Source organism: Bradyrhizobium sp. LeoB3, from assembly GCF_055456055.1.
Genome location: NZ_JBVBEF010000012.1, coordinates 74697 through 91038, shown reverse-complemented (window position 1 = coordinate 91038; position 16342 = coordinate 74697). Strand labels below are relative to the sequence as shown.

At 63.4% G+C, this 16342-nt stretch carries 13 protein-coding genes and 1 pseudogene; 2 read left to right on the top strand and 12 right to left on the bottom strand.

All coding sequences use genetic code 11. From position 1 onward, the window contains the following. Window positions 1-116: 116 nt before the first annotated feature. Window positions 117-1473: pseudogene (locus ACZXDY_RS11890) on the top strand (esterase-like activity of phytase family protein). Between the two features lie 155 nt (window positions 1474-1628). Here the strand turns inward: ACZXDY_RS11890 and ACZXDY_RS11885 are convergent. The 12 genes from ACZXDY_RS11885 to ACZXDY_RS11830 all read right to left on the bottom strand — a co-directional run bounded on the left by ACZXDY_RS11885 (window position 1629) and on the right by ACZXDY_RS11830 (window position 14921). Continuing rightward, entirely contained in the window at window positions 1629-3302 is a 1674-nt protein-coding gene (locus ACZXDY_RS11885; protein ID WP_464345604.1) for a mucoidy inhibitor MuiA family protein, read from the bottom strand. Window positions 3303-3506: 204 nt separating this feature from the next. Then, window positions 3507-4679 carry a thiolase family protein gene (locus ACZXDY_RS11880; protein ID WP_464345603.1) on the bottom strand — a complete coding sequence of 391 codons (1173 nt, stop codon included), beginning with the start codon at window positions 4677-4679 and terminating at the stop codon, window positions 3507-3509. 261 nt (window positions 4680-4940) lie between these two features. After that, window positions 4941-6530: a phosphoglycerate dehydrogenase gene (serA, locus tag ACZXDY_RS11875; protein ID WP_464345602.1), complete on the bottom strand. Its 1590-nt coding sequence runs from the start codon at window positions 6528-6530 to the stop codon at window positions 4941-4943. Window positions 6531-6657: 127 nt separating this feature from the next. Beyond that, complete coding sequence (locus tag ACZXDY_RS11870; protein ID WP_130227922.1) at window positions 6658-7830, bottom strand: phosphoserine transaminase; 1173 nt, start codon at window positions 7828-7830, stop codon at window positions 6658-6660. Between the two features lie 78 nt (window positions 7831-7908). Beyond that, window positions 7909-8097, bottom strand: a complete 189-nt coding sequence (locus ACZXDY_RS11865; protein ID WP_028163851.1) for a hypothetical protein — start codon at window positions 8095-8097, stop codon at window positions 7909-7911. Between the two features lie 237 nt (window positions 8098-8334). After that, a complete protein-coding gene (locus tag ACZXDY_RS11860) occupies window positions 8335-8805 on the bottom strand; it encodes a GNAT family N-acetyltransferase (protein WP_464345601.1) in 471 nt (156 codons plus the stop codon). Window positions 8806-8822: 17 nt separating this feature from the next. After that, window positions 8823-9413 (bottom strand): glutathione S-transferase family protein, encoded by a 591-nt coding sequence (locus tag ACZXDY_RS11855; RefSeq protein WP_464345600.1) that lies wholly within the window; start codon window positions 9411-9413, stop codon window positions 8823-8825. Window positions 9414-9491: 78 nt separating this feature from the next. Beyond that, window positions 9492-10316 (bottom strand): outer membrane protein, encoded by an 825-nt coding sequence (locus tag ACZXDY_RS11850; RefSeq protein WP_464345599.1) that lies wholly within the window; start codon window positions 10314-10316, stop codon window positions 9492-9494. A 184-nt stretch (window positions 10317-10500) separates the two neighbouring features. Then, on the bottom strand, window positions 10501-11355 hold the full coding sequence (locus ACZXDY_RS11845) for an outer membrane protein (RefSeq protein ID WP_130227924.1): 855 nt from the start codon (window positions 11353-11355) through the stop codon (window positions 10501-10503). A 304-nt stretch (window positions 11356-11659) separates the two neighbouring features. After that, entirely contained in the window at window positions 11660-12919 is a 1260-nt protein-coding gene (locus ACZXDY_RS11840) for an MFS transporter (RefSeq protein ID WP_464345598.1), read from the bottom strand. Between the two features lie 268 nt (window positions 12920-13187). Beyond that, the gene (glmM, locus tag ACZXDY_RS11835) at window positions 13188-14540 is read right to left on the bottom strand and encodes a phosphoglucosamine mutase (protein ID WP_028163857.1); all 1353 of its coding nucleotides are present in this window, start codon (window positions 14538-14540) and stop codon (window positions 13188-13190) included. Between the two features lie 216 nt (window positions 14541-14756). Continuing rightward, the gene (locus tag ACZXDY_RS11830) at window positions 14757-14921 is read right to left on the bottom strand and encodes a hypothetical protein (RefSeq protein ID WP_165435371.1); all 165 of its coding nucleotides are present in this window, start codon (window positions 14919-14921) and stop codon (window positions 14757-14759) included. Between the two features lie 105 nt (window positions 14922-15026). On the opposite strand from ACZXDY_RS11830, the gene ACZXDY_RS11825 reads away from it, so the two are divergent. Beyond that, entirely contained in the window at window positions 15027-16163 is a 1137-nt protein-coding gene (locus ACZXDY_RS11825) for an alpha-hydroxy acid oxidase (RefSeq protein ID WP_028163858.1), read from the top strand. Window positions 16164-16342: the final 179 nt, after the last annotated feature.

The window sequence follows — 16342 nt, the reverse complement described above, 5'->3', positions numbered from 1 at the left end:
CGCAGGCATATCCGGCGGCATTTCCAACGGCATTCGCTGACCGTCACGAAACTGTCAGCGCCATGTAACACGCGCCTCCCAGAACTCCGCCACGTTCATCTTCAGGGGAGATCAACATGCGCAAATCACTGCTTTGCTCCGTCGCGTCCATCGTGCTGCTCTCGGGAGCCGCCTTCGCCCAAGGCGAAGGCGAATATCCGGCGAACCTCAAGGGCCACGCCGTGCTTCCGGTGGAAAGCTTCATCGACGCGCCTGCCGATGCACCGAACGATCTCAAGACCTCGGGCAAATACACCACCGGCCGCCGCGTCGACGCCACCGGCACCGTGATGGGCAAGTCCTACGAGCGGCCGACCGGCGTCTCGCTGCCGTTCAAGGGTCAGCCGCTGCAGGGCCATTCCGGCATCAAGGTGATGGCGGACGGCACTTTCTGGGTGCTCACCGACAACGGCATGGGCTCGCGCTACAACTCAGCCGATTCGATGCTGTACCTGAACCGGCACAAGATCGACTGGACAAGCGGCAAGATCGAGCGTCAGGAAACCGTGTTCCTGCACGACCCCGACAAGAAGGTGCCGTTCCGCATCGTGCATGAGGATACCGCCAAGCGCTATCTCACCGGCGCCGATTTCGACACCGAAGGCTTCCAGATCATCGGCGACACGTTCTGGATCGGCGACGAGTTCGGACCCTACGTGATCAAGGCCGACAAGACCGGCAAGGTGCTGGCCGTGTTCGACAGCGTCGCCGACGGCAAGCCGGTGCGCTCGCCCGATCACTGGTCGGTGCAGTCACCGGGCGCGCCGGGCGCCAGCTACACCACCGTCAACCTGCGCCGCTCCAAGGGCTACGAAGGCTTTGCCTCCTCGAAGGACGGCAAGTTCCTGTACGGCCTGCTCGAGGGCCCCCTGTGGGATGCCGAGAAGAAGGACTGGGAGAAGGTCGACGGCAAGGAAGCCTCGCGCATCCTCGAGTTCGACGTCGCGAACGAGAAGTTCACCGGCCGCTACTGGCACTATGTGTTCGAGCAGAACGGCAACGCCATCGGCGACTTCAACATGATCGACGCCACCAATGGTCTGATCATCGAGCGCGACAATGGCGAAGGCACCGCGGACAAGGCCTGCCCGCAAGGGCCAGCGCGGCGAGAACTGCTTCCCGGATCTCGCCAAGTTCAAGCGCGTCTACAAGGTCGAGCTCTCGGATGCCAATGTCGGCAAGCCCGTGCGCAAGGTCGCCTATATCGACCTGATGAAGATCCGCGATCCCGACAAGAAGGCGAAGAAGCCGCTCAATGACGGCGTGCTGACCTTCCCGTTCTTCACCATCGAGAACGTCGACAAGGTCGACGACACCCACATCATCGTCGGCAACGACAACAACCTGCCGTTCTCCTCGAGCCGCGATCCCAACAAGGCCGACGACAACGAGTTCGTTCTGCTGGAAGTGGGTGAGTTCCTGAAGGCGAAGTGAGTGACTCCCTCTCCCCGTTCTTCACGGGGAGAGGGTTGGGGTGAGGGGCTCTCTCCACGACTACGGTGGCAGATGTATTCGCGGAGAGAGCCCCTCACCCGGATTGCTTCGCAATCCGACCTCTCCCCGCAAGAGCGGGGCGAGGTAAGAACCACCTACCCCGCCGGCGTCATCACGACGCCCTTGTCCTTGGGCCAGCGGATGCGCCAGGCGAAGTTGATCTCCTTCAGCTCGCTTGGTTTCGCATCGAACGTCCATTGCAGCACGCCACGTCTGTCGCGCAGATTGGTCGCGGTCGGCGCCGTGGTCTGCGGCAGCATCTCCACCACGATCTCCTCGCTCTCGCTGACCGGAAGCTGATCCTCGATCGCGACGCGGATCGGGAAATCATGGCCGTTGCGGATGCTGGTCTTGAACGCGCGTTCGTCGGTCTTCGATGTCGTCACGATCAGACCCGCCGAACCCTCGTTGCGCTTGACCACCGAGCGCTCGACCTTGACCTTGTCGTCGGCGCCGAAGCCGAGCCGCACCGTTTCGTCCTTGCCGGCGGACGCGATCTTGCCGCGCCCGACGAAGACGCCATCACGATAGATCGCGACGCGGCCGGGCAGCAGCGGCGCGTCCTCGGCCTGCTTGAAGCTCGCCTCCAGGAACGCCGTCGGATCGAGCACCGGCACGGCACGGATCGTCAGCTCAGGCGCGATCACGTTGCTTCCGATGCGCAGGCTCTTGGCCCCCTCGCTGGCACCGAGGCTGACGCGGCCGGGGATTTTGAAGGTGGCCTGGAAGTCGCCGATCTCGGCCACGGCCTGCTGCTCGTCGGCGCGCTCGCCCGCATCGAACGCCTCGGCGGCCTTTGCGGCTGGCGCCGAGCGCAGTGCGGTCGCCGGCCGCGCCAGCTCCGGCACGGCGCTTGACAGCGGCACCGGGCGCGGAGGCTGCGGATACTGCACGAGCAGCGAATTCAATTCGGGCGCGCTGTCGCCACGGGCAATGCGCACGGTGGAGACGCCGAGCGCGACGTTCGACCAGTCCTCGCCGGTCGACTGCGTGATCTCGGCGCGGCGCACCAGCTCCAGCGAGGGCTTTCGGTCTTTCGCGCCGGTATCGAGACGCGCGTCGTAGATCGGCGCCCAGCGCGCATTGCGCACCGAATAGGTGACGCGCAGGGTGGCTTTCGCAGCAGTCGCGGCGGCGAGGTCGATACGGACCTCGAGCTTGCTTGGCGGCTTGGCGGCGCGGTCGGATTCCAGCCGCGCGATCTCGCGGTCGAGATCGCGCTGCTTGCGCTCGGCTTCGCGGATCGCGGTATCGGCGATCGCGATCTCCTCGGAAACGGCGGCAAAAGCGGCGCGCCATTCGGACAGCGGCCGCGCCTCGCCCTTCTCGCCGATGCCGACCGGAGCGGCTTCGGCAAAACGCTCGGCGAACTGGCGGCGGGCCTTGGCGGCGTCGATCGCCCCTTGCAGATTGGCGTGCTCGTCCTTCAGCGCCTCGATCCGCTTGTCGAGCTCGGGCAGGTTGACCGGCGGCGCCGCGCGCGGCTGGCGCGTGTCGATCGAGCCGATCGTCAGCTTGCCGTCGGCGTCGCCTTCAACGCGCAGCGAGGATGGATCGAGCGACAGCGGAAAATCCCTGGCGACCAGCGTGCTGTCGCCAGACGGCAGATCGAGCGTGATGACGCGGGTGACACTCGCACCATCGGGATAGACGGTCACCGCATCCACCGTCGAAGATGCATCGATGTCAGCCGCGCGCGCCGGTAAAGCGGCAAGCGCGGTGACCAGCACCAGACTGGTGGTGACAAGACAATTGGCAATCAAACGCATTGGATTCCTTTCCTGCATAGCGCGCAGACTTCAGCCTGTCGGCACTGCCGGACAGTGGCTGATGTCACACCCCCATCGGTGGTGAGACGCAGCGAGAAAGAAACCGGTTCGATTGCGGTTTGCGTGAGGCGTGGCCCGAAACAAAAAACACGGCGCGTAAACGCGCCGTGTTTTCCGTTCATGTGGCGTTCAGCCGAGCCAGGCTCAGCTATAGATCTCAAACAGCCCGGCGCCGCCCTGACCGCCGCCGATGCACATGGTGACGACGCCCCACTTGGCCTTGCGGCGGCGGCCTTCCTGCAGGAGGTGGCCGGTGAGGCGCGCGCCGGTCATGCCGAAGGGGTGGCCGATCGCGATCGAGCCGCCGTTGACGTTGTACTTCTCAGGATCGATGCCGAGCTGATCGCGACAATACAGGCACTGGCTGGCGAAGGCCTCGTTGAGCTCCCAGAGATCGATGTCGTCGATCTTCAGGCCGTGGCGCTTGAGCAGCTTCGGCACCGCGAACACCGGGCCGATGCCCATCTCATCCGGCTCGCAGCCGGCAGTCGCCCAGGCGACGAAGCGGCCCAGCGGCTCCAGGCCGCGCTTCTCGGCGTCCTTGGCTTCCATCAGCACCACGGCGGCGGCGCCGTCGGAGAGCTGGCTGGCATTGCCGGCAGTGATGAACTTGCCCGGACCCTTCACCGGCTCGAGCTTCGCCAGACCCTCGATCGTGGTGTCGGGACGGTTGCACTCGTCGCGGTCGACGACATAGTCCTTGATGCTCTCTTCCTTCGTCACCTTGTCGACCACCTTCATCTTGGTCTTCATCGGGACGATCTCGTCCTTGAACTTGTTCGCCTGCTGTGCGGCCGCCATGCGGCGCTGCGACTCCAGCGAGAACTCGTCCTGGTATTCGCGGCTCAGCTTGTAGCGCTCGGCGACGATGTCGGCGGTGTCGATCATCGCCATGAAGATGTCGGGCGCGGTCTTGAGCAGCTCCGGATCGACCGATTCCTTCGGCGTGCCGCCGCCGGGAATCGAGATGCTCTCGACGCCGCCGGCAACGATGCATTCGGCGCCGTCGGAACGGATCGAGTTGGCGGCCATGGCGATGGTCTGCAGCCCCGAGGAGCAGAAGCGGTTCACCGAGACACCCGCGGTCGACTTCGGCAGGCCGGCGAGCAGTGCGGCCTGACGGCCGATATTCGGCGCGCCGTGCGCGCAATTGCCGAGATAGCAGTCCTCGACATACTCCTTGTCGACACCGGCGCGCTCGACGGCATGCTTGATGGCGTGCGCCGCCAGCGACATCGGCGGAGTGATGTTGAACCCACCGCGGGCGGACTTCGCCAGGCCCGTGCGTGCATAGGAAACGATAACGGCTTCACGCATTGTGTTTTCTCCCTTGTTCGGACGGCCTGATATGACCGGTCTTGGCCCATTCGTACACGGATTTTGTCGGGTGCCAAACGACAAACGCCGCCTCCGATGCCGGAGGCGGCGTTGTTGTTCCGCAGGTCGGAATATGTGGTGTGTGCGAGTCCGTGTCCGCGCGCCGTCATGCCCGGGCTTGTCCCGGGCATCCACGTCTTTCGGCGAACGCGGACAAGCGTGGATGGCCGGGACAAGCCCGGCCATGACGAAAGATGGTAGCTAGAATACGAGCGCCTTGACCTGCTTGACCTGCGGCAGCGCCTGCACCTTGGCGAGCACGTCCGCCGGCACCGGGCCGTCGACCTCGACCAGCGCGATCGCGTCGCCGCCTTGCGCGACGCGGCCGAGATGGAAGGTCGCGATGTTGATCTTGGCGTCGCCGAGCAGACTTGCGAACTTGCCGATGAAGCCCGGCTTGTCCTCGTTGGTCACATAGATCATCGACTTGCCGAACTCGGCGTCGACCCGGATGCCCTTGATGTCGACCAGCCGCGGCTTGCCGTCGTGATAGACGGTGCCGGACACCGAGCGTTCCTGCCGCTCCGTCGTTACGGTCACGGTGATCAGGCTCTCATAGTCGCTCTGCGCGGCGCGCGTCACCTCGTCGACCACCATGCCACGCTCCTTGGCAACGACAGGCGCGGAGACGACGTTGACGTCGCCCAGCATCGGCCGCAGCAGCCCCGACAGCACCGCCGAGGTCAGCGCCTTGATCTTCATCTCGGCAACATGGCCCTCATAGGTGATCTGGGTCTTGACGATGCCGCTCTCGGTGAGCTGGCCGGCGAACGAGCCGAGCTTCTCGGCGAGCTCGATGAACGGCTTCAGCTTCGGCGCTTCCTCGGCCGTGATCGAGGGGAAGTTGATGGCGTTGGAGATCGCACCGGTGAGCAGATAATCCGACATCTGCTCGGCGACCTGCAGCGCGACATTCTCCTGCGCTTCCGTGGTGGAGGCGCCGAGATGCGGGGTGCAGATGACGTTGGGATGGCCGAACAGGACGTTCGAGGTCGCCGGCTCCTCGGAGAACACGTCGAAGGCGGCGCCCGCGACATGCTTGGAGTTGAGCGCGTCGACCAGCGCCTGCTCGTCGACGAGGCCGCCGCGGGCGCAATTGACGATGCGGACGCCCTGCTTCATCTTCGCAAGCGCCGCGGCATCGATGATGTTACGGGTCTTGTCGGTGAGCGGCGTGTGCAGGGTGATGAAATCGGCGCGCTTGAAGAGATCGTCGAGCTCGACCTTCTCGACCCCGATATCCTTGGCGCGCTCCGGCGACAGGAACGGATCGAAGGCGATCACCTTCATGCGCAGGCCGAGCGCGCGGTCGCAGACGATCGAGCCGATATTGCCGCAGCCGACCACGCCGAGCGTCTTGTTGGTGATCTCGACGCCCATGAAGCGGTTCTTCTCCCACTTGCCGGCCTGCGTCGAGGCATCGGCCTGCGGGATCTCGCGAGCGAGCGCCAGCATCAGCGTGATCGCGTGCTCGGCGGTCGTGATCGAATTGCCGAACGGCGTGTTCATCACGATGATGCCCTTCGCCGTCGCCGCCGGGATCTCGACGTTGTCAACGCCGATGCCGGCGCGGCCGATCACCTTCAGCCTGGTGGCCTTCTCGATGATCTTGGCGGTCGCCTTGGTCGCCGAGCGGATCGCGAGGCCGTCATAGTTGCCGATGATCTCGGCGAGCTTTTCCTTGTCCTTGCCGAGATTGGGCTGGAAGTCGACCTCGACGCCGCGATCCTTGAAGATCTGCACGGCCGCGGGCGACAGGGCGTCGGAAATGAGAACTTTGGGTTTGCTCATGGGAGTAGTTCCCTCGATGGACGATGCACTGATGGCGTCACCCGCGAACCTGCCTCGCGAGTCCATCTTCTTTTCGTGATGGATGGCCGGGTCAAGCCCGGCCATGACGATGATGAGGTGACGTTACTTACGCGGCCTTCGGCAGCGAGGCCTTGGTCTCAGCGAAGGCCCAGTCGATCCACTGCGTGAGCAGCTCGACGTCCTTGGCTTCCACGGTGGCGCCGCACCAGATACGCAGGCCGGCGGGCGCATCGCGGTAATGCGCGAAGTCGAAGCCGGCATTCTCCTTCTCGACCAGGGCAACCAGCTTCTTGCAGAAGTCGGCCTGCAGGTCCGGCGCGAGCGAGGTGATCGCGGGATCGGTGATCTTCAGGCACACCGAGGTGTTGGAACGGATCGCGGGATCCTTGGCCAGGAAATCGATCCACGGCGTCCGCGCCTTCCAGTCGGCGAGCACCTTGGTGCTGGCGTCGGCGCGGGCGATCAGCGCCTTCAGGCCGCCGATCGATTTCGCCCAGTCGAGCGCATCGAGATAGTCCTCGACGCAGAGCATCGACGGCGTGTTGATGGTCTCGCCTTCGAAGATGCCCTGGTTGAGCTTGCCGCCCTTGGTCATGCGGAAGATCTTCGGCAGCGGCCAGGCCGGCTTGTAGGTCTCGAGCCGCTCCACCGCGCGCGGCGAGAGGATCAGCATGCCATGCGCGGCCTCGCCGCCCAGCGCCTTCTGCCAGGAGAAGGTGATGACGTCGAGCTTCGGCCAGTCGAGCGGCTGCGCGAATGCCGCCGAGGTCGCGTCGCAGATGGTGAGGCCTTCGCGGGTCGCGCTGATCCAGTCGGCGTTCGGCACGCGGACACCAGAGGTGGTGCCGTTCCAGGTGAAGACGACGTCACTTGCCGGATCGACCTTGGAGAGATCCGGGATCTCGCCATAGCCGGCATTCAGCTTGGTGACGTCCTTCAGCTTCAATTCCTTGACGATGTCGCTGACCCAGCCCTCGCCGAAGGATTCCCAGGCCAGCGTCGTGACGGGCCGCGCACCGAGCAGCGACCACAGCGCCATCTCGACAGCGCCGGTGTCGGAGGCTGGCACGATGCCGATCTTGTAGTCGGCCGGCACCTCCAGCACTTCGCGCGTCAGCTCAATAGCTTGCTTGAGCTTGGCCTTGCCGATCTTCGCGCGATGCGAGCGGCCGAGCGCGGCGTCCTTGAGATTTTGGGGAGTCCAGCCGGGGCGCTTGGCGCAGGGGCCGGAGGAGAAATGCGGCACGTTCGGCCGCGAAGCGGGCTTCGCTGCAGTCATGATCTACCCTTCCAGATAGCTGCCTCTCGGTGGGGAGAGGTTTCCCGCCGTCGGAGATAGTGGAAGGGTAAAGACTCGTCAAGGAACTTCCTGATGATCACAGGCGATTGATGGCGCCTCGTCGGGCGATGGCGCCTGATCAAGCAGTCCGGCCGCATCGTTCACCAGCTTGACGGCCTTCCGCCGGCTGGAGACTCTCATGATGCTCTTTTCATCGGCCTGCACGATGTATTCGTTGCCCGCCCTGACGATTGAATATCGCTTCATCTGAAATATCCCCAAGCTGTCCCAGAACGCGAAGACTTTGGACCGCCATCGCGTTCGATCTTTGCTTGATCATGATCTCTTGCGGATCATGTTCTGCCGCTGGGAGACGCGTAACTAGCAGCAGCGTTCCCGGCCGTAAAATTACGGAGGCCGGCGTAGTTTATCGCTTGTTAACCGGAACGCAGAGCGACGACTACCACTGCGATCAGCGATCTTGCCCACGCAACTTGGCGCAAGTCAGAAGCGCATCGTCATGCCGATATGACTGCGTTGAAATCCAAGCCGTTCATAGAAGCGCTGCGCGTCGGTGCGGGTGTGATGCGTCAGCAGTTCGACGAGGATGCAACCGCTCGCGCGCGCTTCAGTGATCGCCCATTGCACCATCTGCTCGCCGATGCCGCGGCTGCGGCAGTGGGTTGCAACGCGCACATCCTCGATCAAGCCGCGCGAGGCGCCTTGCGAACTTATGCCCGGCAGGATGCATAGTTGCAGGCAGCCGACCACTGCACCGTCAGCGTCCTCGGCGACCACGAGCTTGAAATTCGGATCGCGATCGACCTTCTCGAACGCGGCGAAATAGGACTGAGGCAAGGAATCCTCGATCCGCTCGCGCGCGCTGCCAAGCCGATCGTCCGCAAGCATGCCGACGATGACGGGAACATCGTCGCGACGGGCGCGGCGGATCGTGATCGAGGACGCAGTTGCCATGATGTGTTCCAAAAAAATCAGCCTGCTGGCGCCAGGCCAAGTGAGCGCTCGGCCTCACCAATCCAGCGGCGAAGCGCGGGATGGCCGCCGAGATCGAAGCCGCCCTCATGCGCGAGCCGCGTGTAGGCAAGCAGGGCCACATCGGCGAGCGAGAGCGCCTTGCCGGCCAGGAACGGCGTCAGCGCAAGCTGCTGCTCCATCCGCGCCAGCGCCGCATGGCCGCGCTTGACCTTCTCCGGATCGAGCTCGGAAGCGGATTTGCCGAGATAGCGCATCTGGAACCGGCACACGGCGATATAGGGCTCGTGGCTGTATTGCTCCCAGAACAGCCACTCATCCATCTTCGCGGCGGCGAAATCATCTGACGGGATTAGGTCGCTGCCACGGGCGAGATAGCGGATGATGGCGTTGGACTGCGCCAAAGCGCGGCCGTCGTCGAGCACGATCGTCGGCACCTGTCCGGCGCTGTTCATGCTCAGGAAGTCCGCACTGCGCGTCTCCTGCTTGAGGATGTCGACGTCGATCCATGTGTAGGGCAGCGCGAGGTAATCGCACACCCATTTCACCTTCAGGCAATTGCCCGACTTGTCGTCACCGTAGATTTTCATGGCTGGCTGCTGTCCTGCTCCCGAATGACAGAGCACCAGTGGAAACAGAAGCTGTCAACACATGGGGCACAAACGCGCCTAGAATTTGTAGCCGAGACCGGCGCGCACTGTGTTGATGTTGGTATCGACCGTTGTGGTGAAGCGGATGTATTCCCATTCCGCGCGCATGAAGAGGCCCCCGACCAGATTGATGTCGATGCCAAGGCCGGCGGTGTAGCCGTAGATCAGGTGATTGTGCACGGCATCGGTCGCGCGCAATGGCATCAACGGCCTGAAAGGTCCAAACGGATCGGCACTCACCGCGTCCGTAACGATTGCACTATGCGAAATGTCGGCCTTGCCTAGCGCGAAGCCGCCGAACGCATAAGGTAGGAAGCATCCGAACGCATAGGCTGCGCGCCCCCGGAACGTCGCGATGTCCGAGATCGAGATCGAGGACGCCGAGGTGACTCCGACGTCATGGTAGCGGGTGTCGGTGAGAGGGGCGCCGCTCACAAGCTCCTTGCTGGCGCTGGCCGCGCCGCCGAAGCTGCCGTGCACGTAGCTCGCCTCCAGGCCGAGCACGACGTCACTCCATTGCCAGTTGTATCCGACAAAGGCTCCGTATGCGGACGAACGCGCCGTCTGCTTTCCGAGACCGAGATTCCATTGCGCAACGCCCATCTGCTGGACGATGTTGTCGGAAATCAGCGAGGAGATCAAAGATGACGGCTTGCTGTCGAAATTGGCATCGGATGATCCGTAGCCGGCTTGGCCACCAATGTAGAGACCTTCCCAGTAAGCTCTGGAGGTTGTCAGCCCATCGGTGAAGCTGCCGCGAAGCACCGGGAGATCGGGAAGATCGGCGGCCTCTGCGCTCGTCACCGCGCCACACATTGCCGCCGCCAGCAGAAACCTACGCATCGCCCACGCCCCCAAATCGACTTAACCAAACCCGGAGACGATCATCGCTCGTTAACCTTAACCAATGGTTGTCACGCGCCGCGTTTGCCACAATCTTCCGCGTGATGGCCGCGCTTTCCACAAAACGAAAACGGCGCGGGAGCATCCCGCGCCGTTTGCAATCGTTAACCGATGAAGGTTCGTATTAACCTTTGCGCACCAGCGGCGGTGGTGCGTAGACCGGCTGCGGGCTGTCCAGATTCCAGCGCACGCCGAGCTTGAGATCGTGCGAGGTGATATCCCTGAAGTTCATTGGATTGTTGGTCGTGAAGCCCTGGAACGTCGTCACGGGTCCGGTCAGTCCCGACCCGAGGTCGACGTAGCTATAGGCGACTTCGAGCGTCAGGTTTGGACTGACCTTGTAGGCAAGACCTGCATGCGCCGCCCATGCGAAATTCCACTTGGAAGCCGAAGCGGCGGTCGCAAAGCCCGGCGCAATCACGCCGGGAGAGAAATCGGCAAGACCTTGATCTGTGAAATTGGAGACCGTCACGCGCGCTGCGCCAACACCCGCGCCGATGAACGGCGTCACGCACCACCAGGTGCCGAGATCGACATAGGCGTTGGCAAGGACAAGCCATTCCGACTTGCTTGCGTTGTAGTTGTCGGACCCTGCGCCAATAACTCCGCCGCCAAGCGGATAGGTCACGAGATCCTGTCCGTGAAAATTCGTCCTTCCACGATACTGACCGGTGATGTCGGCGCGGAACCAGTTGTTGAACTGATAACCGACACCAAGACCGAAGATGCCGCCGGTATCGAAGCCGGTCTGCTGGTTCAAGGAGAGCAGCGGCGCGTACAAGGCGTTGTTGCCGTTGCGCACTTCCTTCACGCTCTGATTGCTGAAGCCGATATCGCCGCGCAGATACCAGCCGCCGAAATCCTCCACCGGCGGCGGTCCGTAGGCCGGTGGCGGCGCGATCGGCATATCGGCCGCGAATGCCACCGAGGAAATCAAGGAGACCGCACCAGCGGCAAAGAGAGATTTAACGCAACGCATTGGCTTCGTCCTTTTGGCCAGTGAGGCGAGCAGGGAAGCCTCACGTCTGAAAACCCACGGCCGGACGATGGCACTAAATGCTTAAGCGGCGCTTAACCCTAATTATTAAGGTTGACAACCTCTGATGATTTTCCCGAAAGCTCGCGGTATTGCGCTATTGCCGCTGTCGAACAGAAAGCGGTCGCGCCACAAATGCTAACGATGCGTTGACGAAATCTTGGCTCTTGTCTTGACGCGTTTTCTTCACGCGAACCGGAATCCACCCTCGGATCAAGTCCGAGGGCATGCTTCGCTCGAAAACGCTTTAATGCGCGTGGTTCGGCATTTTCGGGAGGAACACCGCAAGCAACCCGATCGCCGGCAGGAACGCGCAGAGCTGATAGATGAAGGCGATGTCGGTGTGATCGGCAAGCTTGCCGAGCACCGCCGCGCCCAAACCGCCGATGCCGAAGGCAAAGCCGAAGAACAGGCCGGAAATCATGCCGAAGCGATGCGGCATCAGTTCCTGCGCGAACACGATGATGGAGGGCGTCGCCGACGAGATGATCAGGCCGATGAACACGCTGAGCACGGCGCTGGTGACGAGACCGGCATAGGGCAGTGCCAGCGTGAACGGCAGCGCGCCGAGGATCGAAAACCAGATCACGTATTTGCGGCCGAAACGGTCGCCGAGCGGTCCGCCCACGAAGGCGCCAGCTGCGTTCGCTGCAAGGAAGATGAAGAGATAGAACTGCGCCGCTTGCGTCGAGACGTCGAACCTCTCGATCAGATAGAAGATGTAATAGCTCGAGAGGCTCGAGACATAGAGCTGCTTCGAGAACAACAGCGCGACCAGCACGGCGAGCGCGATCGTCACCCGCCGCCCGGTGGGTGCGTCCGGGTGCCGCTCGACGACCGCCGCCTTCTTGGTCACGATCTGCGGCTTGTACCAGGCACCGATGCGCCACAGGATCAGGATCGCAAGACTCGCAATCGAGGAGAACCACGCGATCGAGGGCTGCCCGAACGGCACCACGATCAGCGCCGCGAGCACCGGACCCATCGAGGTGCCGAAGCTGCCGCCAAGCTGGAACACCGATTGCGCAAAGCCGTAACGGCCGCCCGAAGCGAGCCGCGCGATCCGCGCCGATTCCGGATGGAACACCGCCGAACCGAGCCCGACCAGCGACGCCGCGATCAGGATGATGCCGTAGTGATGTGCGCCAGCGAGCAGCAGCAGGCCGAAGAAGGTGAAGCCCATGCCGATCGCAAGCGAGAACGGCTGCGCCTTCTTGTCGGTGAAATGCCCGACCAGCGGCTGCAGCAGCGACGCCGTGAATTGGAACGCCAGCGTGATCATGCCGATCTGCGTGTAGTCCAGCGCGTAGGCGTCCTTCAGGATCGGATAGACGGAGGCGATCAACGACTGCATGGTGTCGTTGAGGAAGTGCGAGAAGCTGATGCCCGCCAGTACGATGTAAGCCGGCCCCACCGCGGTCGCGCGGGCTGCCACGCGCGGAGTCACGTCTGATACCAGCACCGGTTCAGCCAGCGCTTCTTCTGAGACGGCAACGGGCTTGTTCAACGGAAATTCCTGGCAGGGAGCCGCGAAGCGGCATCGGTGCTGCTTACGCCGCACCAAACGCTGCGACTACCGACAATAGATGATGGCTGCGATGCTACCGGCGCGCGCTGGGCGGTCCCTTCGCGGCCCATCCTTCGAGACGCCCGCCTTTGGCGGGCTCCTCAGCATGAGGTCTGATTTCGCGGCGCAATCTCAGACCCTCATGATGAGGAGCGCCGCCTGCGGCGCGTCTCGAACCATGAGGCCCGCCTCGCGGGGGAAGAAAGAGCTACGCCGCAGCAGCCGCAGCATGGCCGAGTGCGGAGACGATGTGATCGACGACTTCCTCGACCAGGAGGCGGTCGTCGCCCTCGCCCATCACGCGGATCACCGGCTCGGTGCCGGAGGAGCGGACCAGGAGGCGACCGTGGCCGTTGAGCCGCTTCTCGGCGTCGACGATGGCGGACTTGACCTCGGCATCATCGAGCGGCCTGCCGCTGCGATAACGCACATTCTTCAGGATCTGCGGCAGCGGATCGAAACGGTGGCAGACTTCCGACACCGGGCGGCGGAGCTTTTGCACCACGGCAAGCACCTGCAGCGCGGCGACGAAGCCGTCGCCCGTGGTGGCGTAATCGGAAAGGATGATGTGGCCCGACGGCTCGCCGCCGAGATTGTAGCCATCACTCAGCATCCGCTCGAGCACATAGCGGTCGCCGACCGGCGTGCGCACCATGTCGAGGCCAATGCCCTGCAGGAAACGCTCGAGCCCGAGATTGGACATCACGGTGGTGACGATGCCGGGCTTGGCGAGCCGGCCCTCGTCCTTCCAGCTCTGCGCGATCACTGCGAGCAACTGATCGCCGTCGACCACATGACCGCGCTCGTCGACCAGGATCACGCGATCGGCGTCGCCATCGAGCGCAATGCCGATATCGGCGCGCATCTCGCGCACCTTCTTGGCCAGCGTTTCCGGCGCGGTGGAGCCGCATTCCTTGTTGATGTTGAAGCCGTCGGGCTCGACCCCGATCTGCACGACGTCGGCGCCGAGCTCCCACAGCGCTTCCGGCACCACCTTGTATGCGGCGCCATTGGCGCAATCGATCACGACGCGGAGGCCATCGAGGCTCAATTCGCGCGGCAACGTGCGCTTGGCGAATTCAATGTAGCGGTCATGGACGCCGTCGATGCGGCGGGCGCGGCCGAGGCTCGCGCTCTGAGCGAGCCGGCGCTCGATCGGCTCGTCGAGCAGTTGTTCGATCTGCTTCTCGACGTCGTCGGAGAGCTTGAAGCCTTGCGGCCCAAACAGCTTGATGCCGTTGTCCTCGAACAGATTGTGGGAGGCTGAGATCATCACGCCGAGATCGGCGCGCATCGACTTGGTGAGCATCGCGACCGCCGGCGTCGGCATCGGGCCGAGCAGCAGCACGTCCATGCCGACCGAGGTGAAGCCCGCGACCATGGCATATTCGATCATGTAGCCGGACAGCCGCGTGTCCTTGCCGATCACCACGCGATGGCGATGGTCGCCGCGCTGAAATACCAGGCCGGCGGCCTGCCCCACCTTGAGTGCAAGTTCCGGCGTAATCAGACCATTGGCACGGCCACGAATCCCGTCGGTCCCGAAATATTTACGGCTCATATCACCCCCAAGTAAGGCCTGGGCTTCTCCAGCCACCTCAGCGAGAAGCCCGAAACGCCACCATGCAGGCGTTATAATGCGTCAGCCACCAAGGCGGCTTCAAAATATATGATGAATCATTACCGTCGCCCGAAGGCAAGAGTTTAGGTTAATATATTGTAAAATAATGTATATTTCGGAGGCCGGGGTTCCTACGGACAGCGGCCGGCGGCGACTCTAGCGCTTGCGGAGGATGTGATGGTCGTCCTTGGACGGCGCCGGTTGCGTCACATTGACGGGGTCGGAGGCCGGAAAAGTCTCCTCCAACCCCTCCTCCAGGGACTCCTCGAGCGCACGCTTTTCGCTCTCGGCATCTTTCGGCTTGGGGGTCGATCCGGTCATGGTGGCCTCCTACTAGGTCGGATTTCGCGGGGGCGATTTGGCAGACGATCCAACCATGCTAGATGACGGCGCATTCGCGAAATACAAGACGGGCCGGGAGCGTCCATGAAGCACATCACCTGCATCGAAGATCTGCGCCAGCTACACAAGCGCCGCGTGCCGAAGGCATTTTTCGACTATGCCGACCGCGGCTCCTATACCGAGGACACGCTGCGCGCCAACAGCGAGGATCTTCAGCAGATCAAATTCCGCCAGCGCATCCTGGTCGACGTCTCCAAGCGTGACCTCAGGACCACGATCCTGGGCGAGCCGGCCGCGATGCCGCTGATCCTCGCCCCTGTCGGCCTGCTCGGCATGCAGCATGGCGATGGCGAGATCTATGCCTGCCGCGCCGCGCAGGCCGCCGGGATTCCGTTCACGCAGAGCACGATGTCGATCTGCTCGATCGAGGACATTGCGGCCGCCGTCGATAAGCCGTTCTGGTTCCAGCTCTACGTCATGAAGGACCGCGGCTTCATCAAGGCGCTGATCGAGCGCGCCATCGCCGCCAGGTGCAGCGCGCTGGTGCTGACCGTGGACCTGCAGGTGATCGGCCAGCGGCACCAGGACATCAAGAACGGCATGACTGTGCCGCCGGAATGGTCGCTGTCGAAACTGATCGATTTCGCCACCAAGCCGGCCTGGGTCTCGGGCGTGCTGCGCGGCAAGCGCCGCACCTTCGGCAATCTGGCGGGCCATCTCAAGATCGACCAGGACATCACGTCGCTGTCGACCTGGATCAATTCGCAGTTCGACACTTCGCTGAACTGGAAAGACATCGACTGGATCCGCAGCATCTGGCCGGGCAAGCTGATCCTCAAGGGCATCCTCGACGTCGAGGACGCGGAGATCGCGGCCAAGACCGGGGCGCAGGCGATCGTGGTCTCCAACCATGGCGGCCGCCAGCTCGACGGCGCCCCCTCCTCGATCGAGGTGCTGCCCGAGATCGTGGACGCCGTCGGTTCGCAGGTCGAAGTCATGTTTGACGGCGGCATCCGCACCGGCATGGACGTGATGCGCGCGCTCGCGCTCGGCGCGAAGTCCTGCATGATCGGCCGCGCCTATGCCTACGGCCTCGGCGCCGGCGGACAGGCCGGCGTCACCGAGGCGATCAACGTGCTGGCGAAGGAACTGCTGACGACCATGGGCCTGTGCGGCGTCAACACCATCGCCGAGATCGACGACAAGGTGCTGGCGGTTTAAGTCAACACGCGCGCGATGCCGATTGATGTGCCCTCGCCCCTTGTAGGAGAGGGCAGCTCCGGCATCGGCAACGAGCGCGTTTGGGTGAGGGGTTCTCTCCGCGAGTGGCGCCGCCCGCGGAGAGAACCCCGTCGCGCATTTCATGCGCGCCACCTTCTCCCAGAAGGGGAGAAGGGAAG

Coding starts and splice junctions, on each gene's coding strand:
- ACZXDY_RS11870 (WP_130227922.1), bottom strand. CDS start 7,830: ATGACTGCAGCGAAGCCCGCTTCGCGGCCGAACGTGCCGCATTTCTCC.
- glmM (WP_028163857.1), bottom strand. CDS start 14,540: ATGAGCCGTAAATATTTCGGGACCGACGGGATTCGTGGCCGTGCCAAT.
- ACZXDY_RS11830 (WP_165435371.1), bottom strand. CDS start 14,921: ATGACCGGATCGACCCCCAAGCCGAAAGATGCCGAGAGCGAAAAGCGT.
- ACZXDY_RS11850 (WP_464345599.1), bottom strand. CDS start 10,316: ATGCGTAGGTTTCTGCTGGCGGCGGCAATGTGTGGCGCGGTGACGAGC.
- ACZXDY_RS11860 (WP_464345601.1), bottom strand. CDS start 8,805: ATGGCAACTGCGTCCTCGATCACGATCCGCCGCGCCCGTCGCGACGAT.
- ACZXDY_RS11825 (WP_028163858.1), top strand. CDS start 15,027: ATGAAGCACATCACCTGCATCGAAGATCTGCGCCAGCTACACAAGCGC.
- ACZXDY_RS11880 (WP_464345603.1), bottom strand. CDS start 4,679: ATGCGTGAAGCCGTTATCGTTTCCTATGCACGCACGGGCCTGGCGAAG.
- ACZXDY_RS11885 (WP_464345604.1), bottom strand. CDS start 3,302: ATGCGTTTGATTGCCAATTGTCTTGTCACCACCAGTCTGGTGCTGGTC.
- ACZXDY_RS11865 (WP_028163851.1), bottom strand. CDS start 8,097: ATGAAGCGATATTCAATCGTCAGGGCGGGCAACGAATACATCGTGCAG.
- ACZXDY_RS11845 (WP_130227924.1), bottom strand. CDS start 11,355: ATGCGTTGCGTTAAATCTCTCTTTGCCGCTGGTGCGGTCTCCTTGATT.
- serA (WP_464345602.1), bottom strand. CDS start 6,530: ATGAGCAAACCCAAAGTTCTCATTTCCGACGCCCTGTCGCCCGCGGCC.
- ACZXDY_RS11855 (WP_464345600.1), bottom strand. CDS start 9,413: ATGAAAATCTACGGTGACGACAAGTCGGGCAATTGCCTGAAGGTGAAA.